At 61.5% G+C, this 23,690-nt stretch carries 14 protein-coding genes and 2 pseudogenes; 7 read left to right on the top strand and 9 right to left on the bottom strand.

The genetic code is table 11. From position 1 onward, the window contains the following. Nucleotides 1-124 precede the first annotated feature (124 nt). A complete protein-coding gene (locus tag FGE05_RS17500) occupies nucleotides 125-403 on the top strand; it encodes a hypothetical protein (protein WP_139646884.1) in 279 nt (92 codons plus the stop codon). A 184-nt stretch (nucleotides 404-587) separates the two neighbouring features. Here the strand turns inward: FGE05_RS17500 and selO are convergent, their stop codons facing one another. From selO to FGE05_RS30460, 5 genes and pseudogenes are all read right to left on the bottom strand, one after another. Further along, nucleotides 588-2,051 (bottom strand): protein adenylyltransferase SelO, encoded by a 1,464-nt coding sequence (gene selO, locus FGE05_RS17495; protein ID WP_139646882.1) that lies wholly within the window; start codon nucleotides 2,049-2,051, stop codon nucleotides 588-590. 37 nt (nucleotides 2,052-2,088) lie between these two features. Further along, entirely contained in the window at nucleotides 2,089-5,451 is a 3,363-nt protein-coding gene (gene mscK / locus FGE05_RS17490; RefSeq protein WP_139646880.1) for a mechanosensitive channel MscK, read from the bottom strand. 36 nt (nucleotides 5,452-5,487) lie between these two features. Beyond that, the gene (locus FGE05_RS17485; RefSeq protein WP_139646879.1) at nucleotides 5,488-7,230 is read right to left on the bottom strand and encodes a potassium/proton antiporter; all 1,743 of its coding nucleotides are present in this window, start codon (nucleotides 7,228-7,230) and stop codon (nucleotides 5,488-5,490) included. Between the two features lie 253 nt (nucleotides 7,231-7,483). Then, nucleotides 7,484-8,083: pseudogene (locus FGE05_RS30465) on the bottom strand (methyl-accepting chemotaxis protein); the annotation flags it as partial. Between the two features lie 303 nt (nucleotides 8,084-8,386). Continuing rightward, nucleotides 8,387-9,043, bottom strand: a pseudogene (locus FGE05_RS30460) (MCP four helix bundle domain-containing protein); the annotation flags it as partial. Nucleotides 9,044-9,365: 322 nt separating this feature from the next. Between FGE05_RS30460 and FGE05_RS17475 the strand changes: the two are divergent. Next, nucleotides 9,366-9,596, top strand: coding sequence for a hypothetical protein (locus FGE05_RS17475; protein WP_041024593.1), 231 nt, complete (start codon nucleotides 9,366-9,368; stop codon nucleotides 9,594-9,596). After that, nucleotides 9,593-9,895 carry a cell division protein ZapA gene (locus tag FGE05_RS17470; protein ID WP_139646875.1) on the top strand — a complete coding sequence of 101 codons (303 nt, stop codon included), beginning with the start codon at nucleotides 9,593-9,595 and terminating at the stop codon, nucleotides 9,893-9,895. The genes FGE05_RS17475 and FGE05_RS17470 overlap by 4 nt, the downstream gene beginning before the upstream one ends. Nucleotides 9,896-10,158: 263 nt before the next feature. Here FGE05_RS17470 and FGE05_RS17465 read toward each other — a convergent pair whose 3' ends face one another. Next, complete coding sequence (locus FGE05_RS17465; RefSeq protein WP_139646872.1) at nucleotides 10,159-11,961, bottom strand: acyl-CoA dehydrogenase; 1,803 nt, start codon at nucleotides 11,959-11,961, stop codon at nucleotides 10,159-10,161. A gap of 242 nt (nucleotides 11,962-12,203) precedes the next feature. Further along, nucleotides 12,204-16,157, bottom strand: coding sequence for a trifunctional transcriptional regulator/proline dehydrogenase/L-glutamate gamma-semialdehyde dehydrogenase (gene putA, locus FGE05_RS17460; protein ID WP_139646870.1), 3,954 nt, complete (start codon nucleotides 16,155-16,157; stop codon nucleotides 12,204-12,206). A gap of 457 nt (nucleotides 16,158-16,614) precedes the next feature. Between putA and putP the strand changes: the two genes are divergently transcribed. Then, nucleotides 16,615-18,099 carry a sodium/proline symporter PutP gene (gene putP / locus FGE05_RS17455; protein ID WP_139646868.1) on the top strand — a complete coding sequence of 495 codons (1,485 nt, stop codon included), beginning with the start codon at nucleotides 16,615-16,617 and terminating at the stop codon, nucleotides 18,097-18,099. Nucleotides 18,100-18,245: 146 nt separating this feature from the next. Here the strand turns inward: putP and FGE05_RS17450 are convergent, their stop codons facing one another. Next, nucleotides 18,246-18,740 carry a DUF2165 family protein gene (locus FGE05_RS17450; protein ID WP_139646866.1) on the bottom strand — a complete coding sequence of 165 codons (495 nt, stop codon included), beginning with the start codon at nucleotides 18,738-18,740 and terminating at the stop codon, nucleotides 18,246-18,248. A gap of 262 nt (nucleotides 18,741-19,002) precedes the next feature. On the opposite strand from FGE05_RS17450, the gene FGE05_RS17445 reads away from it, so the two are divergent. From FGE05_RS17445 to FGE05_RS17435, 3 genes are all read left to right on the top strand, one after another. After that, nucleotides 19,003-21,060: a type VI secretion system tip protein VgrG gene (locus tag FGE05_RS17445; protein WP_139646864.1), complete on the top strand. Its 2,058-nt coding sequence runs from the start codon at nucleotides 19,003-19,005 to the stop codon at nucleotides 21,058-21,060. Continuing rightward, nucleotides 21,057-21,788 carry a DUF4123 domain-containing protein gene (locus FGE05_RS17440; RefSeq protein WP_139646862.1) on the top strand — a complete coding sequence of 244 codons (732 nt, stop codon included), beginning with the start codon at nucleotides 21,057-21,059 and terminating at the stop codon, nucleotides 21,786-21,788. The genes FGE05_RS17445 and FGE05_RS17440 overlap by 4 nt, the downstream gene beginning before the upstream one ends. An 84-nt stretch (nucleotides 21,789-21,872) precedes the next feature. Further along, on the top strand, nucleotides 21,873-22,712 hold the full coding sequence (locus FGE05_RS17435) for a 23S rRNA (adenine(2030)-N(6))-methyltransferase RlmJ (RefSeq protein ID WP_139646860.1): 840 nt from the start codon (nucleotides 21,873-21,875) through the stop codon (nucleotides 22,710-22,712). Between the two features lie 275 nt (nucleotides 22,713-22,987). Here FGE05_RS17435 and msrA read toward each other — a convergent pair whose 3' ends face one another. Beyond that, complete coding sequence (gene msrA, locus FGE05_RS17430; protein ID WP_041024603.1) at nucleotides 22,988-23,635, bottom strand: peptide-methionine (S)-S-oxide reductase MsrA; 648 nt, start codon at nucleotides 23,633-23,635, stop codon at nucleotides 22,988-22,990. Nucleotides 23,636-23,690: the final 55 nt, after the last annotated feature.

Raw genomic sequence — 23,690 nt, 5'->3', positions numbered from 1 at the left:
GATGTTGATCTGGTGTCGCCGAGGCGGTTTATCAAGGTTGCCATTCATCAGATGCGCCGCACTGACGCCCTTCGATGGCCTCAAAAAGACCACAACGCATCTGTTCGCAACCCAAGGAGGTCCCATGAGCCATCCTCGAGAACCTGTCACGCACGCACCGCAGGACAACCCCAACGATGACGGCTGGGTGCTCGGCACCGCCGGTCGCGACGAAGACCCGAACGCCGCTCCCGCCTATGCCATTGATCGCCGTCACGAACGAGACGAACTGACCCCCGAAGACGCCTGCGGCCTGCCCGGCTATCCCGAGAAAAAAACGCCGGCCAAACCCACTGACAAGGATGCCACCGAGGCAGAGCGGGGAATCGAGACGCCTGAGCAGGGGAACGATAAGGTCGGGTGAGACAGCTTTTGTGGCGAGGGGATAAATCCCCGTTGGGCTGCGAAGCACTCCTTAAAACCGATCAAGTCTTGTCAGGCTGCGTGCAATTGCAGCTTTTTGGGGCCGCTTCGCAGCCCAGCGGGGATAAATCCCCTCGCCACAAAAGCGCGTTTGGCTGAAAGCCGATTCCAGCTATTGAGCTGGGTCACGACGAGCAACTGATCTCCAGATGCTTGCCCCACTCCGGCGGCCGTTGCGCATAGCTGTCCATGCCCGGTTGCTCCTCGAACGGACGGCTCAGCACCTTATGCAGGCGGCGGACTTCTTCGTAGTCGCCTGACTCGGCGGCATCGATGGCGTTCTGTGCCAGATAGTTGCGCAATACATACAACGGGTTCACCGCGTGCATGCGGATCCGGCGCTGTTCCTGATCGACGCTGCCTTCACGGCCGACGCGGGCGATGTAAAGCGCGCCCCAGGCGTCGAAGCCCATAAGGTCGACGAAGTCGTCCCGCAGCCTGGTGACGGCTTGTTCAGGCGATTGATCGCCTAACCGGCGGAAGAACAGGCTGTAGTCGACGCCGCTGTTCTGCATCAGTTGCAACAGGCGCTCCACCAATTTCTGGTCATCTTCCTCCGCAGTTGTCAGGCCGAGGCGACGGCGCATCAGGTCCAGGTAATGGGCCTGGTAAAGCGGCAGGTACAAGCCCAGGGTCTCGCGCAGGGCTTCGACGCTGATGAACGGCGTCAGGGCCTGGGCCAGGGCGCTGAGGTTCCACTGGCCGATGGGTACCTGGTTGCTGAAGGAATAGCGACCCTGGTCATCGGAGTGGTTGCAGATGAAGTTGGCGTCGAAGTCATCGAGGAAGGCAAACGGCCCGAAGTCGAAGGTGATGCCCAGAATCGACATGTTGTCGGTGTTCATCACGCCATGGCAGAAACCATAGGCCTGCCATTTCGCAATGAGTTCGGCGTTGCGTTCGACGATTTCGCGGAACATCGCCAGGTACGGTTCCGGCTGTTCACGGCATTCGGCGAAGTGCAGGTTCAATACGTGCTCGGCGAGCGCGGCATGCAGCTCGGGTTTCTTGGTGTAGTAGAAATACTCGAAATGGCCGAAACGCACGTGACTCGGTGCCAGGCGCAGCACCATGGCGGCGCGCTCCTGTTTTTCGCGCCATACCGGGGTGTCCGAGCCGATCACGCACAAGGCACGGGTGGTGGGGATGCCCAAGGCGTGGAGCGCTTCGGATGCCAGGAACTCGCGGATCGAGGAGCGCAACACCGCCCGTCCGTCGCCCATCCGTGAGAACGGCGTCTGGCCCGCGCCCTTGAGGTGAAGGTCCCAGTGTTCGCCGGCTTCGTTGTACACCTCTCCCAGCAGCAAGCCTCGTCCGTCACCGAGTTGCGGGTTGTAGTGGCCGAACTGATGTCCGGAATACACCATCGCCCGAGGCTCGGTTTCGGCCCACAACTTATGCCCGCCGAACAGTTCAGCGAACAACGGCGCCTGGGCTTCGGCCGGGTCAAGATCCAGCAGTGCCATGGCGCCCGGGCTGGCGACGACCAGCCGTGGGTTGTCGATGGGTTCAGGCAACACATGGGCCGAAAAACCGTCGCCCAGGCGGGCGAAGCGGTTATCGAAGGACAAGGTTTCCAGCGTTTTCATGGCCGTCTCCGGCGCGATGCCTGCTGGCACCCCGCGATCAGTCGAGTGTGTCCTGGGGCGGCTCCGCTACCGGCTTGATGCTGGTCACCGACGAAGGCGCGGGTGTGATGGTTTTTTTCTCGGGCTCGGCGGGCACCAGCTTGTATTCCTGGCCGTTAAGGTTTTTCAGGTAGATTTCCATCTGCCGGAAGGAGATGTTGATGTGCTCCTTCTTGAACTCACGGTTGATGAAACGGTTGATCTCGTCCAGCACCGGGTTGCGGTCGCCGAGATCGCGCACGTGCATGCGCAACTCGTGGTCCAGGGTGCTCTCGCCGAAGTTCAGGAAGTACACGATCGGTTCCGGTTCCTTCAGTACCCGAGGGTTGTCGCGGGCGGCCTTGAGCAGCAGTTCCCGGACCCGATCCAGGTCCGAGCCGTAGTCCACGCCCAGTTTCAGGGTTACCCGGGTGACGGTGTCGGTCAACGACCAGTTGATCAACTGCCCGGTGATGAAGGTCTTGTTCGGGACGATGATGTCCTTGCGGTCGAAGTCAGTGATGGTGGTTGCACGGATGCGGATCTTGCTGACCGTGCCCGACAGGTTGCCGATGGTAATGGTGTCGCCGATCCGTACCGGACGCTCGAACAGGATCATGATCCCTGAAATGAAGTTGGCGAAGATCTCCTGCATGCCGAAGCCCAGGCCCACCGATAGTGCGGCCACCAACCATTGCAACTTGTCCCAACTCACGCCCAGGGTGGACAGGGTGGTGACGAAGCCGACGCCGGCGATCACATAGGACAGCAGCGTGGTGGTGGCGTAGGCGCTGCCTTGGGCCAGGTTCAGTTTCGACAGCACGAACACTTCCAGCAGGCCCGGCAGGTTGCGCGCCAGGGCGAAAGTGATGCCGATGATGATCAGCGCACCGAGCAAGTCGCCGATGCTGATGGGCACCATGCTCATGTTGACGCCGGTGCCGCTGGTGTATTCGTAGAGGGTCACGTTGTCCAGGTACGAGAACACGCTGATCAGGTCTGACCAGACCCAGTACAACGCGGCGATGAAGCCGCCCAGCAGGGCCAGGCGGATCAGCCGCAGGGACTGCTCGTTGACCTTCTCGATATCCAGGGTCGGCTCCTCGACCACTGCTTCGCCATCGCCGGCTTCCTTGGCCGCCTGGCGTTTGGCCAGGGCGCGCTGGTAGGCCAGGCGTCGGGCCGCCACCGACAGGCCGCGTACGAAGGTGGCCTCGATCACCAGCCAGAACATCAGCAGGTACAGGGTATTGATCAGCCGGTCACTGAGCTTCAGTGCGGTGTAGTAGTAGCCGAAGCACACCGCCACGAACAGCGCGATGGGCAGCGCCGTGAAAATCACCCCGACGGCCTTGCGGAACAGGGAGGTATTGCGGTGGGTCGGGCTGCTGAGCAACAGGCGGCTGAGCAGCCAGGCCATCAAGGCATAACAGGTCAGTACCACTGGCATGCCCAGCACGTCGTCGGCCAGGGTCGAAGGCTGCAACTCGGCCACCGCTACCACGGCTACCAGCGCCAGTACCACCAGCCCGAGCCGACGGATCCAGCCCTGGAGGAACTCGACCTGGGGTTTCTCCCAGCGGAAATGCAACTCGGCCACGCCGCCGGGCGCCAGAATGCGGTAGGCGGTATAGAACACCAGCCAGGCCTGGCCGATCTGCAACAGCGCCGCGCCGAGGTTGGCGTTCTGGCCGCGGGCATCGATTTGCAAGGCAAAACCGCACAGGGCCAGCGCCAGGGCGACCGGCATCGCCAGCAGGATGTTGATCAGGATCGCCTGGGGGGTGTGCCACTGGCTGTCGCGTTTGAAATGGCCAACGTCCTGGTGAACCTTGTTCAAGCGAGCATAGAGGTGCTTGCGCCGCCACAGCAGTGCACCGATCAGCAGCGCCAGGGGCAGGAACAGCAGCGGCCGCTGTGTCAGGCCGTCGGCCAATTCACTGAGGCTCGAGGTCCAGGGCAGCGAGTCGACCTGTTTTTCCAGGCGAGCCGGCACGCCACGCATCCATTCGAAATCCAGCGGTTTGTTGCTGGGAATCCAGAACATCTGTTCTTCGAGTGTCGCTCGCAGGTTTTGCGCGGTGCTGAGCAATTGTTTCTGGTTGAGCTGCAGGGTGATGGACTCGTTGAGCACCGCGCTCAATTCGCGGCTCAAGCGTTCCAGCAGGTCGACGCGGGTCAGGGCCAGGTCCAACAGGGTCTTGCGCAACTGCGGTGTGACTTGCTCCGACGGCTGGGACGCCAACAGGCTGTCCACGTAGGTGCTCGGGTTGTTCAGCAGCTCCCGTTGCTGGCTGACTTCGAACTGATACAGGCGGATGTCGGCGATCTGGTCGGCGAGGTTCTGGTCCAACTTCAGGCGCGGCAGAGTCTGGCGCTGCTTGTAGAGGATCTTGGAGAGCAACAGGCTGCCTTTGAGCACGCTGATCTGCTCATCCAGGGCCGCGTCAGTCTGGGTGACGCTGTCCAGCAGTTGCTTGGTCTGCAGGTTCTGCTGGGTCACTTCGTTGAGGCGGTCGGTACTCTTGAGCAGGTAGTCGGAGAGCTTCAGGTTGGTCGCGCTTTCGGTTGCCAGCAGGCTGCTGCCGCCGGCCTTCTGGGCTTCGATGGACTGCTGGGTCACCGTCTCCTGGGATTGGGCCAGGCGCTTCTGGTTGATCAGGTTCTGCAGGTCCTGGATTTCCTGCTCCATGCGGGCGATTTTTTCCATCAGCAGGTCGTGCTGACCGTTGCCCAGGTCCTGCAGCTGGCTGTTGCCGGCCAGTTCCTGGCGACGCAGCGGGATCAGCGCGTTAAGGGCCGCCAGTTCGGCGTTGAGCTGGTCGCGCTGTTCGGCGCTCAGGGGCTTGCCGGCGTCCCTGCCGGCCTTGAGGATGCTATTGATCTGCTGGATGCGGGTCTGGCTGCTGGCGATTTCGGCCTGGGCGCGCTCGGGGCGGGTCTGGGCGGTGATGATGAGGCTGTTGGCGTCGGCGAGGGCTTTCTGCAGATCGCTCTGCTGAGTGGAGCGCTCCGTCAGCATTTGTTCGAGCTGGGGAATCGGCAGGTTGGCATAGCGCTGCGCCACGGGTACTACGGCGGTGTTCTTGAGCCGCGCCAGTTCACGCTGATTTTCAATGTTCTGCTTCGGCGCGCTGGCCAGCTGTTGCTTGAGGGCGAGTAGCTTGCGTTCGTAGTCGGCCTTGCTGGCGAGCTGGGCCAGGGTGTCTTGCAGTACGGCTTGCAAGGCTTTCTGGTCGGCTTCCGGCAGCTTGCGGTCGGCGATCTTGTCCAGGCTGGCCTGCACCGAGTCGCTGGTGGGCGGTTCAGCAGCTTGCAGCGTGGAGACGGAAAGACTCAGGCCCAGCAGGGCGATGGCGAAGAAAGAGCGCAGGGTAGGCATAGAGACCGGACGAGCAAATTAAAGAATGGGAGCAGTTTAGAGGAACAAGCCGGGACCCGGGCGACTTCCTTCGGGGAATCTGACGCCCACTTTGCCGATCTTGTTCCCGTCCATGGCCGCGACGGTCCACAGGGTGTTGTTCCAGTCCACCTGGTCGCCGACCACTGGTGCGCCACCGACTTTCTGGGCAATGAAGCGGCCCAGGGACATGTCCGGATCGATACCGTCCAGTTTCAGCCCGTACAGGGCGGCAACCGCGGCCAGCTGGGCGTCTCCTTCGAGCACGAAGTCGCCGAAGAAGCGCAGATCCAGGCCTCGTTGCGGCGCCTGGCTGAAGAGTTTTCCAAGGGCCGGCAGGTCATGTTCATGGCCGATCACGCAGAGCAAATCATCGGTTTCCAGCACCGTACTACCCGACGGATGGAGCAGTTGCTGGCCACGAAACAGCGCCGCGATACGGGTGCCATCGGGCATTTTCAGGTCCCGCAGGGGCGAACCGATGCACCACTTTTCCGCTCCGAGGCGATAAATGAACAGTTCCCACTCGCTGGTGACGTGAACCTCCAGCGCTGCCCGGGAAATCGGCAAGGGCTCCGGTGGGACGGTGACATGCAGCAGCTTGGCAACCCAGGGCAGGCTCGTGCCCTGGACCAGCAACGACACCAGCACGATGAAGAACGCCAGGTTGAAGTAGAGCTGGGCATGGGGCAGGCCGGCCATCAGTGGGAACACCGCCAGGATGATCGGCACCGCGCCACGCAGGCCGACCCAGGAGATGAAGGCTTTTTCACGACCATGGAAGGCCTTGAAGGGCAGCAGGCCGACGATGACCGACAGGGGCCGCGCGAACAGGATCATCCACAACGCCAGGCCGAGGGCGGGCAGGGCGATCGGCAACAGGTCATGGGGCGTCACCAGCAGGCCCAGCACCAGGAACATGCCGATCTGCGCCAGCCAGGCCATGCCATCGAGCATGTGCAGGATGCCGTGGCGACTGCGCACCGGGCGATTGCCGATGACCAGGCCGCACAGGTACACCGCCAGGAAACCGCTGCCGTGAAGGGCGTTGGTCAGGGCGAACACCGCCAGGCCGCCGCTGATGACGAGAATCGGGTAGAGGCCGTTGGCCAGGTTGATCCGATTGACCAATTGCAGCATCAACCAGCCACCGCCCAGGCCGAGCACCGCACCGATGCCGAACTCACGCACCAGATGCCCCACCAGGTTCCATTCCAGGTCGGTCTGGCCGCTGGCGAGCATGCCGATCAGGGTCACGGTCAGGAACACCGCCATGGGGTCGTTGCTGCCAGACTCGATCTCAAGGCTGGCGCTGACCCGCTCGTTCAGGCCTTTGCCGCCCAGCAGCGAAAACACTGCCGCGGCATCGGTCGAGCCGACAATGGCGCCGATCAGCAAGCCTTGGATGAGATTCAGCTTGAACAGCCACGCCGCCGCCAGGCCGGTCAATCCGGTGGTGATCAACACACCGATCGTCGCCAGCGACAGCGCTGGCCACAGGGCCACCCGGAAACTCGAGACGCGGGTACGCAAGCCACCGTCCAACAGAATGACGGCCAGCGCGAGGTTACCGACCAGATAGGCCGTGGCGTAGTTGTCGAAAAGAATACCGGCACCATCGACACCGGCGACCATGCCCACGGCCAGGATGATCACCAGGATCGGAATGCCCAGGCGGGACGAAAGAGAACTGACCAGGATGCTCGCACCCACCAGCAACGCGCCGATCAAGAACAGGCTGTTGATGGTCGTCGCAGTCAAAGGCAGTACTCCGGGAAAACTGAAAGACGGGCACAAACTGACCATGCAGTCTGCGTGCCAGCGATTCTAACCTGTTGAAATGCGATGCTGTCAAAAAAGGTTTGGCTTGCCTTCAGGGGGCGGAGATTTTTCGCTGCTGTGGGAGCAAGGCTTGCCCGCGATGAGGCCGAAGCAGGGCCCAGGAAGCGTGGTGCCTTCATCGCGGGCAAGCCTTGCTCCCACAGAAGAGAGCAAAGCCCGCAACGCGAACAGGTCAGAGGCTGAAGCGCCCCACCATGCTGTTCAAGTCCACCGCCAGGCGCGACAGTTCGGCACTGGCGGCGCTGGTCTGGTTGGCGCCGGTGGCCGATTGCACCGACAGGTCGCGGATGTTCACCAGGTTGCGGTCCACTTCACGAGCCACTTGGGCCTGTTCTTCGGCGGCGCTGGCGATCACCAGGTTGCGTTCGTTGATTTCGACGATGGCGGTGTTGATGGTGTCCAGGGACAGGCCGGCGCCGCGGGCGATGTTCAGCGTCGACTCGGCGCGTTCGGTGCTGTTGCGCATCGAGTCCACGGCCTGCTCCGTGCCGTTCTGGATGCTGCCGATCATGCGTTCGATTTCGCTGGTCGATTGTTGGGTGCGATGGGCCAGGGCGCGCACTTCATCCGCGACCACGGCAAAGCCGCGACCGGCTTCACCGGCACGAGCGGCTTCGATGGCGGCGTTCAGGGCCAGCAGGTTGGTCTGGTCCGCCAGGCCACGGATCACGTCCAGCACCTTGCCGATGTCGCGGGACTCATCGGCCAGGTTGCCGATCAGCGTGGCCGTGCCTTGCACGTCGGCGCTCATGCGTTCGATGGCGCTGACGGTTTCCTGCACCAGGTCCCGACCGTCGCCAGCGGAAGAGGTAGCGTTCTTCGACGCCTCGGAGGTGCTGACCGCATTGCGCGCCACTTCTTCCACGGCGCTGGTCATTTCATTGACTGCGGTAGCGGCCTGTTCGATTTCGTTGTTCTGCTGGGTCAGGCCGCGGGCGCTTTCGTCGGTGACACTGTTGAGCTCTTCGGCGGCGGAAGCCAGCTGGGTCGCCGAGCCGGAGATCCGCTGCAGGGTGTCGCGCAGTTTTTCCTGCATGGTCGCCATTGCCCGCAGCAGGCGACCGGCTTCGTCATTGCCATCCACGGTGATCGGCCGGGTCAGGTTGCCCTTGGCGATTTCTTCGGCGGCACCCAGGGCGCTGCCAATCGGGCGGGTAATGCTGTTAGTCAGCAGCCAGGCAAACAACAGAGTCAGGCCGGTGGCGATGACCAGTAGCGCGACGACCCAGTTGAAAGCTGTCGAGTACTGTTGTGTCGCACCTTGGTTGAGCGCTTCGGCTTGCTGATTGTTGATCTCCATCAACCGGTTGATGACAGCATTGATGGCGTCGGAATTACTCAGCAGCTCAGTGTTGAGCAGTGTGCGCAATTCATCGATCTGATTGTTGCGTGACAGTGTCTTCATCCGCTCTTCGAGCTGACGATACTGACCCAGCAGTTGCACGTATTGGTCATAAGCGGCCCGCTCTTCAGGGGCGCTGATGAGTTTTTCATAGGCGGTCTGGGCCGCGCGGATCTGCTGGTTGCGTTGTTCGAACAGCTCAAAGGTTTTCTGTTGGATATCCGGCTCGCGGTTGACCAGCAAGCGATAGGACAATACGCGCAGGCGCAGGGTGAGCTGGGTGAATTCGTCCAGGGCCTGGATGCTGGGCACGCTGTTCTCGACAATGTTTTCGCCGGAACTGCGGATTTTGCTCATCTGGGTCAGGGCGAACACCCCAAGCGCCAGCATCAGGGCGCCGATCAGGGCAAAACCCAGGAACGCCCGCGGCGCGATATTCATATTACGTAGGGACATGGAAGGTACCGGGAAGAAGCGCGTCCGTGCGGGCTATGGCTGGTGTCACTGACTTATCGGTCATGGGATTGAAGTCTTGAGGCAGCTGCGTGCTTTTGTCACACAGCCACATCGTCGGTGCGACGAAGGGCAGGAACCAGATTCCCCATTCGCAGTCTCTACAACTCGCCAGCGAAGCACCGTCGTCCTGCAAGCCATGGCATCGGCGGTGACTTTTCTTTATCGTACGCGCCCCTGAAAAAGCCTGGAAATCAATATGTTGGAAACATCCCTCAGCCAGCTGGAGCAACTGGTCAATGACCTGGTGCAACAGAATCGTCACCTCACCGGCTTGAACGAAACCCTGAGCGCGGAACTTGCCAGGGCCAAGGATGAAAATGAAAGCCTGCAATTGAGCCTGATGGAACAGGAAGAACTCCACGGCACTACCGCCGCCCGTATCCAGGCCTTGATCGAGCGGGCCAGCACCGGTCCTGTCAGCGCATGAAGCACCGTGCCGATGGGGTGACGGTCGTCTCGATCCTGGGAGAAGACTATTCGATCAAGGCGCCGGCCGGGCAGGAACAGACCCTGTTGGACGCCGCTGCAATGCTCAAGGCTGCCCTGGCCGATACCAAGAGAAAGTATCCGACGCTGATCGGCGATCGTCTGTTGGTGCTGGCGGCCATGAACCTGTGCTCGCAGCAGATAGAAATGCAAAAGCAGCACCAGGCAGAACTCGACCGTTGCCAGGAGCAGGTCGATGCCACGGTCGATGTCATTTCCAAGACGATTCAGCAGGCCTGATTGTTATGTCTGTCGGCCCTGCATCTCATTGTGGGGCCACCCTTGCTCGCACAGGCGGCCTGAAGGCCTTAGGTCGTACCTCGTCCCACAATAGATCGGGTATAGCTGGGAAGAAACAGGTCGGCTGTCAGGCCGCCATCGCGAGCAGGCTCGCTCCCACAATGGATCGGGTATAGCTGGGAAGAAACAGGTCGGCTGTCAGGCCGCCATCGCGAGCAGGCTCGCTCCCACAATGGGATCGGGTATAGCCAGATCGACCCGACTCAGAACCACTCGTCCCGCATCTCCAGGCACGTGTCATCCCGTGCCTCAAGCAGCGCCAGCTCATGATGACAACCCGGTACTTCCCAGGTCAGGAAGTACCGGGCCGCTTGCAGCTTGCCCTGATAGAAATCGTGATCTGCGGCGTTGCCCTTGGCCAGGCCTTCCTCGGCACGGATAGCCTGCTCCAGCCAGCGCCAGCCGATGACCATATGGCCGAACACCTTGAGGTACAGCGCCGAGTTGGCAAGGCTGCTGTTGACCTTGCCTTGGGCCAGGTCCGTCAGCAGGCCGAGGGTGACCGATTGCAGGCGCGCCACCAGGGCTTCCAGTGGCTGACGCAGGGGCGTCAATGATTCGTAGACCTGGGCGCGTTCGCTGGTGTCGGCCACCAGGCGGATCAGTTGCTTGAGCCCGGCACCGCCGTTCTGCGCCAGCTTGCGGCCCAGCAGGTCCAGGGACTGGATACCGTGGGTGCCCTCATGGATCGGGTTCAGGCGGTTGTCGCGATAATACTGCTCGACCGGGTACTCACGGGTGTAGCCATGACCGCCGAGGATCTGGATCGCCAACTCGTTGGCCTTCAGGCAAAACTCCGAGGGCCAGGATTTGACGACCGGGGTCAGCAGGTCCAGCAGTTCATGGGCCCGTCGACGCTCGGCTTCGCTTTCTAGGGTGGTGGTGTCGTCGAACAGCCGGGCCGCGTACAGGCCCAGGTCGAACGAGCCTTCAACGTAGGCCTTCTGGGTCAGCAGCATGCGGCGCACGTCGGCATGCTGGATGATCGCCACGGGGGCGGTGGTCGGGTCCTTGCTGTCGGGGACCCGTCCCTGTGGGCGTTCGCGGGCGTAGTCGAGGGAGTACAGATAGCCGGCGTAACCCAGCATCACCGCGCCCATCCCGACACCGATCCGAGCCTCGTTCATCATCTGGAACATGTAGCTCAATCCGTGATGCGGTTTTCCTACGAGGTATCCGACACACTCACCGTTGTCGCCAAAGTTCAGCGCCGTGGAAGTGGTCCCGCGCCAACCCATTTTGTGGAACAGCCCGGCCAGGAGCACGTCGTTGCGCTGACCGAGGCTGCCGTCCTCGTTGACCAGGAACTTGGGCACGATAAACAGCGAGATGCCCTTAACACCAGGCGGAGCGTCCGGCAGCTTTGCCAGGACCATGTGCACGATGTTTTCCGACAGCGGATGATCGCCTCCGGAAATGAAGATCTTGTTGCCCTTGAGTCGATAGGTGCCATCGGGCGCCTGCTCTGCACGTGTACGAATATCCGATAGCGAAGAGCCCGCATGGGGTTCGGTCAGGGCCATGGTGCCGAAGAAGCGACCCTCGATCATCGGTTGCAGAAAGCGGCGTTTCTGCTCCTCGTCGCCGAAGCTCTCGATCAGGTTCGCCGCGCCCATGGTCAGGAACGGATAGGAGGTTGAAGCGGCATTGGCGGATTGAAAGTGGGCGAAGCAGGCCTGGGACAGCAACGTGGGCAGTTGCATGCCACCGGCCTCGAAACTGCGCGCGGCGTTGAGGAAACCAGCCTCGAGGAAGGCGTCCACGGCCGGTTTCACCTCTGGAATGAGAATGGCCTGGCCGTCTTCGTAGCGTGGTTCGTTTTCATCGTTCTTGCGGTTGTGGGGGGCGAAGTATTTCTCGGCAATGCTGCGGGCCGTGCCGATGGCCGCGTCGAAGGTTTCGCGATTGTGTTCGGCGAACCGCTCGCGCTGGGTCAGGCCCTCGGCATCGAGGACTTCGTACAGCTCGAAAGCCAGATTACGGGAACTGAGCAACGTCTCGGACATGGCGGCCTACCTTTCTTTGGAATGGGGCCGAGTCTAGAACCGGGAATAGAGGCTGAACAGGATGATTGATGGCAGTGATGGAGAGGTGAGGCCGACGCTAATCAATGTGGAAGCGAGCCTGCTCGCGATGACAGTCTGTCAGTCACATCTGTTTTTTATGTGACTACGCTATCGCGAGCAGGCTCGCTCCCACGCAAGGCTGTGCAGGCTGGACAACCATTGCGGCTGCCCAGCCTAAGGCGTTAACCGATGGTCATCAGGCTGGCGTTACCGCCCGCCGCAGCGGTGTTGACGCTCAACGCCCGCTCGATCACCAGGCGTTCCAGCGCGATGCCGGTTTCCCCCTGGGACAAGCCATGGACGCCGACGATGGCACCGGGACGCTTGGCCACTTGCTGGCAAACGCTGCGCAGTTGATCCGAGTCGCCGTGATGCAGGACCGCGTCGTACACCACATCGTCCTTGGTCCAGTCGGATACACGCTGGATGCGCGCCTGGATGTCCTTCGGCAAGCGTGCGAACAAGGCCTTGCTCGTGTCGGTTTCCGGCCACATGGCCGAGCCACCCACGGCCAGCACGGCGGCCAGTTGCGTCAGCAGATCGCCTTCCACGTCGGCCAGGCAGAGCACGTGCTCGCGTGGCAGGATGGCGTAGCTGTTGCGCTCGCCGGTCGGGCCGGTCAGTTGGCGGGTGATACCGCTTTGCGATTGAGCCGCAAACTGCACGCACAGAGTGCTCAGTTCGGCGAGTTTCTGGCTGTCGGCCCAGGCTTGCAGGGCGGTCAGCGGTTTGCTCATGGCTTCGCGCAAGCGCACGTCCGGTGCGCTGGCGGCGTCGCTACGCACGAAGGACTGCTGGATCGCATCGGTCGGTCGTGTCGACAGCAAACGGTACAGGTACAGCGGACCACCGGCCTTCGGACCGGTGCCCGACAGGCCTTCACCACCGAACGGCTGTACACCGACCACGGCACCGACGATGTTGCGGTTCACGTAGACGTTGCCGGCATGGACGTTGTCGATCACCTTGGCGATGGTTTCGTCGATGCGGGTGTGCACGCCCAGGGTCAGGCCATAGCCGGAGGCATTGATCTGGTTGATCAACTGGTCCAGCTCCTTGCGCTTGTAGCGCACCACGTGCAGCACCGGACCAAAGATCTCGCGCTGCAACTCATCGAAGCTTTCCAGCTCGATGAGGGTTGGCATCACGAAGGTGCCGCGCTTGCACTCGTCGCTGTCGGCGATTGCCATCTGGTACACGGTGCGACCTTTGTCGCGCATGGCCTGGATGTGCTTCTCGATGCCGGCCTTGGCTTCGGCATCGATCACCGGACCGATGTCGACGGACAGGCGCTCGGGATTGCCGAGGCGCGATTCGGCCATGGCGCCCTTGAGCATTTCGATGACACGGTCTGCTGAATCTTCCTGCAAGCACAGGACCCGCAGGGCCGAGCAGCGCTGACCGGCGCTGTCGAAGGCCGACGACACCACGTCGATCACCACTTGTTCGGTCAGGGCCGAGGAGTCGACGATCATGGCGTTCTGGCCGCCGGTTTCGGCGATCAGCGGGATCGGACGACCCTGATTGTCCAGGCGACCGGCGATGTTGCGTTGCAGCAGGCGGGCGACTTCGGTGGAACCGGTGAACATCACGCCCTTGACCCGCTCATCGCCCACCAATCGGGCGCCGACGGTTTCGCCACGGCCCGGCAGCAGTTGCAGCACACCTTCCGGAATGCCGGCTTCGAGCAGCAGGCGTACGGCTTGGGCGGCAACCAGCGGCGTTTGTTCGGCCGGCTTGGCCAGTACCGGGTTGCCGGCGGCCAACGCGGCGGCGACCTGGCCGCTGAAGATCGCCAGTGGGAAGTTCCATGGGCTGATGCAGACCACGGGGCCCAACGGGCGGTGGGCATCGTTGGTGAAATCGTTGCGCGCCTGCACCGCGTAGTAGCGCAGGAAGTCCACCGCCTCACGGACCTCGGCGATGGCGTTGGCGAAGGTCTTGCCGGCTTCACGGGCCAGCAGGCCCATCAGGGGCTGGATCTCGCCTTCCATCAGATCGGCGGCACGCTCGAGAATCGCAGCGCGCTCCGCCGGTGGTGTGGCTTGCCAGATCGGTGCGGCGTTGAGGGCGCACTGGATGGCGTTGTCGACGTCTGCAACCGTGGCTTCCTGCACGTGGCCGACCACGTCGCGGTGGTCGGATGGGTTCAGCACCGGTGCCGGGGTTTCTTCGCTGGCGGCGCAACCGAGGATCGGTGCGGCTTTCCATTCGTTATGGGCTGTCGCCAGCAGGGCGCAGGACAGCGAGGCCAGGCGATGTTCGTTGGCCATGTCGATGCCGCTGGAGTTGGCGCGCTCACTGCCGTACAGGTCGCGTGGCAGCGGAATGCGTGGGTGCGGCAGGCCGAAACCGCCTTCCACGGTCGCCATCTGCTCGATGCTGGCGACCGGGTCGGCCACCAGTTCCTGAATGGAAATCGACTGGTCGGCGATGCGGTTGACGAACGAGGTGTTGGCGCCGTTTTCCAGCAAGCGACGAACCAGGTAGGCCAGCAGCGTCTCGTGGGTGCCGACTGGTGCGTACACGCGGCATGGACGGTTCAGCTTGCCTTCGGAAACCTTGCCTACAACCTGTTCGTACAGCGGTTCGCCCATGCCGTGCAGGCACTGGAATTCATACTGGCCCGGGTAATAGTTCTGACCGGCGATGTGATAGATGGCCGACAGAGTATGGGCGTTGTGTGTCGCGAACTGCGGGTAGATGACTTCCGGCACCGACAGCAGTTTGCGCGCGCAAGCGATGTAGGAAACGTCGGTGTACACCTTGCGGGTATACACCGGATAGCCTTCCAGTCCTTCGACCTGGGCACGTTTGATCTCGCTGTCCCAGTAGGCGCCTTTTACCAGGCGAATCATCAGGCGATGGCGGCTGCGGCGGGCCAGGTCGATGACGTAGTCGATCACATACGGGCAGCGCTTCTGGTACGCCTGGATGACGAAACCGATGCCGTTCCAGCCAGTCAGCTTCGGCTCGAAACACAGGCGCTCCAGCAGATCCAGGGACAGTTCGAGGCGGTCGGCTTCTTCGGCGTCGATGTTCAGGCCGATGTCGTATTGCTTGGCCAGCAGGGTCAGCGACAGCAGGCGTGGGTACAGCTCCTCCATGACGCGTTCGTACTGGGCGCGGCTGTAGCGCGGATGCAGGGCCGACAGCTTGATGGAGATGCCAGGGCCTTCATAGATCCCGCGGCCATGGGAGGCCTTGCCGATCGAATGGATGGCTTGTTCGTACGAGGCCAGGTATTTCTGGGCGTCATGTTCGGTGAGTGCGGCTTCACCCAGCATGTCGTAGGAATAGCGGAAACCCTTGGACTCGAATTTGCTGGCGTTGGCCAGGGCTTCGGCGATGGTTTCGCCGGTGACGAATTGCTCGCCCATCAGGCGCATGGCCATGTCGACGCCCTTGCGGATCATCGGCTCGCCGCTTTTACCGATGATACGGCTCAGGGACGACGTCAGGCCGGCTTCGTTGTGGGTGGCGACCAGCTTGCCCGTCAACAGCAGGCCCCAGGTCGCGGCATTGACGAACAGCGACGGGCTGTTGCCCAGGTGCGGTTGCCAGTTGCCGGTGCTGATCTTGTCGCGGATCAACGCATCGCGTGTGCCTTTGTCCGGGATACGCAGCAGTGCTTCGGCCAGGCACATCAGCGCCACGCCTTCCTGGGACGACAGGGAGAATTCCTGCAGCAGGCCCTGGACAATACCGGCACGACCGCCAGCACTTTTCTGGTTGCGCAGTTTTTCCGCAATCGACGCCGCCAGCTTGTTGGTGGCTTCGGCCATTTCGGCCGGCAGGCGAGCCTGTTCGATCAGCATCGGCACCACTTCCGGCTCGGGGCGACGGTAAGCGGCGGTGATGGAGGCGCGCAGCACCGATTGCGGCAGGATGCTCTCGGCAAACTCCAGGAAGCACTGGTGGGCGTGATCGACCTGGACATCGCCAGCGTCGTCGCCCTCTGCGCGGACCGAGCCGTTCAGTTCGGTCAGGGTTGCACCACCCTCGAGTTTTTCCAGGTAATTGAAAATTGCCTGCTTGATCAGCCAGTGAGGCGTGCGATCAATCGAGGTTGCGGCGGCCTTCAGGCGTTCGCGGGTCGGGTCATCGAGTTTGACCCCAAGGGTGGTGGTAGCCATATTTTTATCCTCATGTTTACCACGTACGGCGTGGCATTAGCTGGCGCAAGATTAGCTGCGCGCTGATTGAGGTGCAACCGGGTGCAACCCTTTTTTTGACGAAATATTAAGCAGCCTGTCAGGAATAAAAGTCCGGCACGCCTATCTCGCACCGCCTTAGTGCTTTGGCTTCTAGCTGACCCTGGTTGTCTGCACTAAAAGGGAGCAAAAAACACGGTTTTTTCGAGAAAACCGATCAGGTGCAACTGATTTGAACGAAACTGGTTGCACCTTATTTCGTTTGTTGAATAGCATTCGCGGCCAAGGTGCAACCGGTTCCAAGCCGAGGGGCATCGGCTGATGGCTTTCCTGGGGAAACATCAGTCATAAATTCGCGGGCCTGCAAATCGTCGCCACACGTCTGTTGTCGACGCTTTCTCTGCCACCGCTACATAAAAACAAAGCCAGGGCGTAACTCATGAGTGTTAGTAATCCTACCCTGATCACCTTCGTGATCTACATCGCAGCCATGGTCCTGATCGGCCTGATGGCTTATCGCTCCACCAACAACCTTTCCGATTACATCCTGGGCGGCCGCAGCCTGGGCAGCGTCGTGACCGCATTGTCCGCCGGTGCCTCGGACATGAGTGGCTGGTTGTTGATGGGTTTGCCCGGTGCCATCTATATGTCCGGCCTGTCGGAAAGCTGGATCGCCATCGGCCTGGTCATCGGTGCCTACCTGAACTGGCTGTTCGTCGCCGGTCGCCTGCGGGTACAGACCGAACATAACGGCGACGCGCTGACGCTGCCGGATTACTTCGCCAGCCGTTTCGAAGACAAGAGCGGCCTGCTGCGCATCATCTCTGCGGTGGTGATCCTGGTGTTCTTCACCATCTATTGCGCTTCCGGCATCGTGGCCGGTGCCCGCCTGTTCGAAAGCACTTTCGGCATGTCCTACGAGACCGCATTGTGGGCCGGTGCCGCAGCGACCATCGCCTACACCTTCGTGGGTGGTTTCCTGGCTGTGAGCTGGACCGATACGGTACAAGCCACCCTGATGATCTTCGCGCTGATCCTGACACCGATCATCGTATTGCTGGCCACCGGCGGTGTGGACACCACGTTCCTGGCCATCGAGGCAAAAGACCCGACGTCGTTCGACATGCTGAAGAACACCACCTTCATCGGCATCATCTCGCTGATGGGCTGGGGCCTGGGCTACTTCGGCCAGCCGCACATCCTGGCGCGCTTCATGGCCGCTGATTCGGTCAAGTCCATCGCCAAGGCCCGTCGTATCTCCATGACCTGGATGATCCTGTGCCTGGGCGGCACCGTGGCCGTCGGCTTCTTCGGCATCGCGTACTTCTCTGCACATCCGGATGTGGCCGGTCCTGTGAGCGAGAACCCTGAGCGCGTGTTCATCGAGTTGGCGAAGATCCTCTTCAACCCATGGATTGCCGGTGTACTGCTGTCGGCCATCCTGGCAGCCGTGATGAGTACCTTGAGCTGCCAGTTGTTGGTGTGCTCCAGCGCCCTGACCGAAGACTTCTACAAGACTTTCCTGCGCAAGAGCGCTTCCCAGGTGGAACTGGTCTGGGTCGGTCGTGCCATGGTGCTGCTGGTGGCGTTGGTCGCCATTGCCCTGGCTGCCAACCCGAGCAACCGTGTGCTGGGTCTGGTGAGCTACGCTTGGGCCGGCTTCGGTGCCGCTTTCGGTCCTGTGGTCCTGATCTCCGTGATCTGGAAAAACATGACCCGTAACGGCGCATTGGCCGGGATCCTGGTGGGGGCGGTTACCGTGATCGTCTGGAAGCACTTCGAGCTGCTGGGCCTGTACGAAATCATCCCGGGCTTCATCTTCGCCAGCCTGGCCATCTACTTCGTCAGCAAGATGGGCGCGCCTACCACCGGTATGCTGCAGCGCTTCGAAGCGGCCGAAAAAGATTTCCGCCTGAATCAGTAAGTCTGTTCGGCGAGCACTGATGGCTCGCTGAAGGTTGTACCGAGAAACGGCCCGTCGCCAATGGAGACGGGCCGTTTTTTTATGCGTGATCTCCTGGGGACATCGCCAATCCTTGTGGGAGCGGGCCTGCTCGCGATAGCGGCGCGTCAGTGCGAATCTGCATCGGGTTGATTGAGAAAGATCAAAACGCCCAGTAGCGCCATGTAGAACCTGAACGCGGCATCCTGGCCATTCCAGATTTCCGATTGCCACATCAGAAACCATTCGCCACCGATGACCATGAAACCAAAGAACCAGACGAAGAATCCCACCGTCAGGCCTGCGATGCCCCAGCGTTTGGCTTGCGCGAAAACCCTGGCATCGGCTCGGCGTGCCAACCACAACTCCAGGGCACCATAACCCAGCAGCCCGGCCGTGATCGCTTCGCCGAGGATGATCAGCCAGTAGGCGCCGTGCCACAGCCATGGCTGGGTAATGGCGCGGTAACGGGCGGCGTTATCCGGGAAAGTGGTATCCATGCTCAGCACGTGTTGGACGAAATTGAAGTTGGAGCGGTAGTCCGTGACATTGTTGAACACGGTCAGGAAGGCGAACGCGGCGAGTGCCAGGATCATTGCGATTTTTGCGTAACGTGCCGTCATGGGGGCGTCCTTTGCTTTTTGCGACAACGGAACGTTATCACGCTCATGTGAAGTACCGAGTGCCGTCTTGGTGTAAGAAACCACGGATTCATTCGTGCGACGGCTGGTCGTGACGCAGAAAGTGTCTATCGGAAAATACAGCGCGCTTTTGCAGCTTCTATCCCCCTGTTTGTAAGGTAAATCTGTTTTTCATGACGTCCCGTCAACTCTCCGCTTGGCTCATGCAGAATCGCCCGCCTTTCATTCTGCTGAGATACATCGGATGTTCGCGCCTGCCAACTCACCGCGTTTCACCCTGACGCTCGACAGCGGGCCAAATGAGCTAAAGGTGCTTGAGTTCACGGGCCAGGAAACCATCAGCCAACCCTATCGCTTTGACCTGGAACTGGTGAGCGAACGACCGGACCTGGCATTGGAGGCGCTACTGCATCGCCAGGCCTACCTGACCTTCGATCAACAGGGGCGTGGCATCCACGGCCAGGTCTACAGCGTAGCCCAGGGCGATTCGGGCAAGCGCCTGACCCGTTACCAGATCAGCCTGGTGCCGCGCCTGGCGTACCTGCGTCACCGTATCAACCGGCGGATTTTCCAGCACTTGAGCGTGCCGTCGATCATTGCGCAGGTCTTGAAGGACCATGGCATCCATGGCGATGCGTTTCAGTTCAGCCTCGGCGGGCAATACCCCGAGCGGGAATACTGTGTGCAATACGGTGAAAGTGATCTGGCGTTCATCGAGCGGATCTGTGCCGAGGTCGGTATTCATTACCACTTCCGCCACAGCCCCGACGGCCACCTGCTGGTTTTTGGCGACGACCAGACGGTGTTCCCCCGCTTGCCCGAGTCGACGCTGTATCTGCCGGGCAGTGGCATGGCTGCGGGAGCGCCGTCGATCAAGCGGCTGGCTGTTCGACTCCAGACCCGGACCAGCGTTGTGACACTGCGCGATTACGATTTCCGCAACCCCAGCCTGTCCTTGCAAACCAGCCTCGACAGCCAACAGCAACCCGTGCTGGAGGACTATCGCTACCCCGGTCTTTTTTCCGACCGCGAGCATGGTCGGCACCTGACCCGGCGCGCCTTGGAGCGTCATGGCGCTGAATGCCGCCTGGCCGAAGGGCGCAGCGACCAATGCGCACTCGTCAGTGGACACTTCATGCAAATCGATGGGCACCCGCGGGCACAGTGGAACGACCTGTGGCTGCTGACGCAGATCACCCACCGGGGTCGCCAGCCGCAAGTGCTGGAGGACACGGTCGCGGATGGCGAGGATGAGTTTCAAGGCTATAGCAATACCTTTCTGGCGACGCCGTGGGACGTTTTCTTTCGTCCGCCGCTGCTTCATGAGAAGCCTCCCGCCCACGGCTATCAGCCTGCGGTGGTGAGCGGGCCTGTTGACAGCGAAATTCATTGCGACGAGTTCGGACGGATCAAGGTGCAGATGATCTGGGATCGCGACGGCAAGCGTGACGAGCATTCCAGTTGCTGGCTGCGGGTGGCCACCGGCTGGGCCCATGATCGATATGGCGGCGTGATGATTCCCCGGGTCGGCATGGAGGTTCTGGTGGGGTTCATGGATGGCGATGTGGACAAGCCACTGGTGGTGGGTTGCTTGCCCAACGGTGCCAACCCGTTGCCGCTGGATCTGCCGGCGGATAAGACACGCAGCATATTGCGCAGCCAGAGCAGCCCCGGCGGGGGCGGTTACAACGAGCTGCGGATCGAGGACCGCAAGGGTGCCGAGGAGATCTACCTGCGGGCCCAGCGAAACTGGACCCAGCATGTGCTCCATGACCAGCGCGTGCAGGTCGATCACGAGCGCAGCGTTGTGGTCTGCGGCACGGCGCGGCATGAACTCAAGGCCGAAGAGTTGCGTATCACTCATGGGCGGCGCCAGGTTGAAGTCAGGCAAGACGATCATTTGGTGGTGACTGGCGAGCGGCACATTCGCGTGGCCCGTCAGGCGGTCAGTGCCAGCCAGCATTTCCATGTCAGCGCTGGTCAGCAGATCGTGCTGGACGGCGGCGCCAGCGCGACCATCCAGGCCGGTGGACACTGGATCAGCATCGGTGCGGGGGGGATTTTCAGCAGTGTGCCCATCGAGGTCGGTGGTGGGCCGATGGCGGTCACAAGCGCCGCGCCGGGTTCGCCGGGTCATCCCGAAAGGCTTGTGGCCGCCGTAGCCGCTCCACTGTCATTGGCGCAAATCCTCAGCCTGCAAGGCCAGGCGCCGTTCTGCGAGGAGTGTGAGCGGTGCAAGGACGGCGTCTGTGCGCCGTTGTCCGCGCTTTCCGGGCTGGCTGATATTCAGGAGCGTCCATGAGTACGGGTCAGTCGCCCCACGCTTGGCTTCGACAGCGCCCGTTGCAAGCGTCCGAGCAGCTGTTCGCCATCTTCAGCAATGCCAGCGACGCCATGCCGTTGGCGACCTGGAGGCGTTCGATGGCGCTTGGCCCCAGTCCGATCTGGGCCGAGACGCCTTATGCCGACTGGGAACCTGTCATGCCTTATGTCGGCGTGGTCGCTGCGGACAGTGATTTTCTTCATTGGGTTGCGACGACCGACTCGCTCGATTGGGGGTGGTTGGCGGTGTCCTCGGTGGGGCAGGAAGTCCTTGTCGAACATTTGCGTGGGCTCACCCAGGTGCTGTTGCCTGGCGGCCGATCGGCCTTTTTTCGCTTTTGGGATGGACGTTATGTGCTGCCTCTCCTGCAATCCGACGAAGTCGATGCCGGACAGTTGCTGCCGGTCATCAGTCGTTGCCTGATCAACGGTCGGCCCTTGGAGATCATGGGAAATGTTCAACGGCCGCCACGAGCGTTCCCCTGGTGGGAGGTGCCAGCCTTGCTGTTGAAAACATTGACGGGTGGCACGACGGACTGCCTGCTGGATAACCTGCTCAGGTGGTTGGGCGAGGAGCATCCGTACCTGTCCGAGCGGGTCGACGAGCGCATCCTGCGGCGCAAGATTGCACATTTTCTTGAGGTGCATGGGGCGGTTCATGGGGTAAAGGCGCAACTGCCTGGGTACCTGATGCAAGAGTTCGGCTGAGTAGATGCCTGTGCCCGCTCGGCTGCGAAACCCTGACGTTCGACGCGCTTCGCGGTAAACTCGTCGCCCTTCGCAGGAGCCGCCATGAACTATCGCCACGCCTTCCACGCCGGTAATCACGCCGATGTGTTCAAACACCTGACCTTGACCCGCCTGATCGCGCTGATGGCTCGCAAGGAGCAGCCGTTCGCCTACCTCGATACCCATGCGGGCATCGGGTTATATGACTTGCAGGGCGACCAGGCCAATCGTACCGGTGAATACCTGGAAGGCATCGCGCGCTTGTGGGGGCAGGACGATCTACCGCCGCTGACCGCCGACTACATGAATGTGCTGCGCGAGATGAACCCAGACGGACAGTTGCGCTATTACCCGGGCTCGCCGGAGTTGGCGCGGCGTCTGACGCGCCCGCAGGATCGGGTCTTGCTCAATGAAAAACACCCTGAAGACGGTGTGCTGCTCAAGGACAACATGAAGGGCGACCGCCGTGTGGCGGTGCATCTGGGTGAAGGTTGGCACGTGCCTCGCGCCTTGCTGCCGGTGGCGGAAAAGCGCGGCTTGATGCTGATCGATCCGCCCTTCGAGAAGCTCGACGAAATGCAACGCTGCGCCACCTCCCTCAAGGAGGCCATTGGCCGGATGCGTCAGACGGTGGCAGCGATCTGGTACCCGGTGAAGGATCAGCGGATGTTGCGTCGCTTCTACCAGGACCTGGCCGGCACGGGCGCGCCAAAGCTGTTGCGAGTGGAATTGCTGGTACATCCACTCGCCACGCCCGACAGCCTGAACGGCTCCGGCCTGGCGATTGCCAACCCGCCATGGGGGTTGGAGGAGGAATTGCGTGAGTTGCTGCCGTGGCTGTCGAAAAAGCTTGGCCAGACCCAAGGTGGCTGGCAGATGGATTGGTTGATTGCCGAGCGCTGATCCGCGAGTTTGATGCTGTCTGGCAGGGCGCCATCGCGAGCAGGCTCGCTCCCACACTGATTCGGAAGAATCCGGTATGCGCCTGAACACAAATCCCCTGTGGGAGCGAGCCTGCTCGCGATAGCGGTGGGTCAGCTTGCATTGGTGTTGACCATGCCGCCGCCATCGCGAGCAGGCTCGCTCCCACATTGATCCGGGTGATTCGGGTATCGGCGTCTGAACACAAATCACTTGTGGGAGCGGGCTTGCTCGCGAAGCTTTTCGAGGCTCGAAAGTCAGATCGGGCAGGTCACGCCCGTCCCGCCAATCCCGCAATAGCCCTCGGGGTTCTTCGCCAGGTACTGTTGGTGGTAAGCCTCAGCGTAGTAGAACGTCGGCGCTTCATCGATTTCGGTGGTGATTTCACCGAGGCCGGCCTTGGTCAGTTCAGCCTGGAACACCGCCTTGCTCTTCTTCGCCGCTTCCAGTTGCTCGGGCTTGGTGCAATAGATTACCGAGCGATATTGGGTGCCAATGTCGTTGCCCTGGCGCATGCCCTGGGTTGGGTTATGCAGTTCCCAGAACATTGCCAGCAGTTCTTCGTAGCTGACCTTTTCCGGTTCGTAGACCACCAATACCACTTCGCTGTGGCCGGTCAGGCCCGAGCAGACCTCTTCGTAGGTCGGGTTGGGGGTGAAGCCGCCGGCGTAGCCCACTGAGGTGCTGTACACCCCATCACGTTGCCAGAAGCGACGTTCCGCGCCCCAGAAGCAGCCCAGGCCGAAAATCGCGAATTCTACGTTGCCCGGAAACGGGCCGAGCAGCGGGTTGCCGTTGACGAAATGCTGATCCGGAACCTTGATCGGGGTTTCACGGCCAGGCAGAGCTTGTTCTTGAGTAGGGAGCACGTTTTTGTTCACCAGAATTTCCGAGCGCAGGGCCATCATCAGTCCTCTCAGTCAGATTGAGTTGAGCGAGTTCAAGCAATAAGACTGTCAG

This window comes from Pseudomonas sp. ICMP22404, assembly GCF_006227205.1.
Taxonomy (GTDB): Bacteria; Pseudomonadota; Gammaproteobacteria; order Pseudomonadales; family Pseudomonadaceae; genus Aquipseudomonas.
This window is presented reverse-complemented; position numbering and strand designations above follow the sequence as displayed.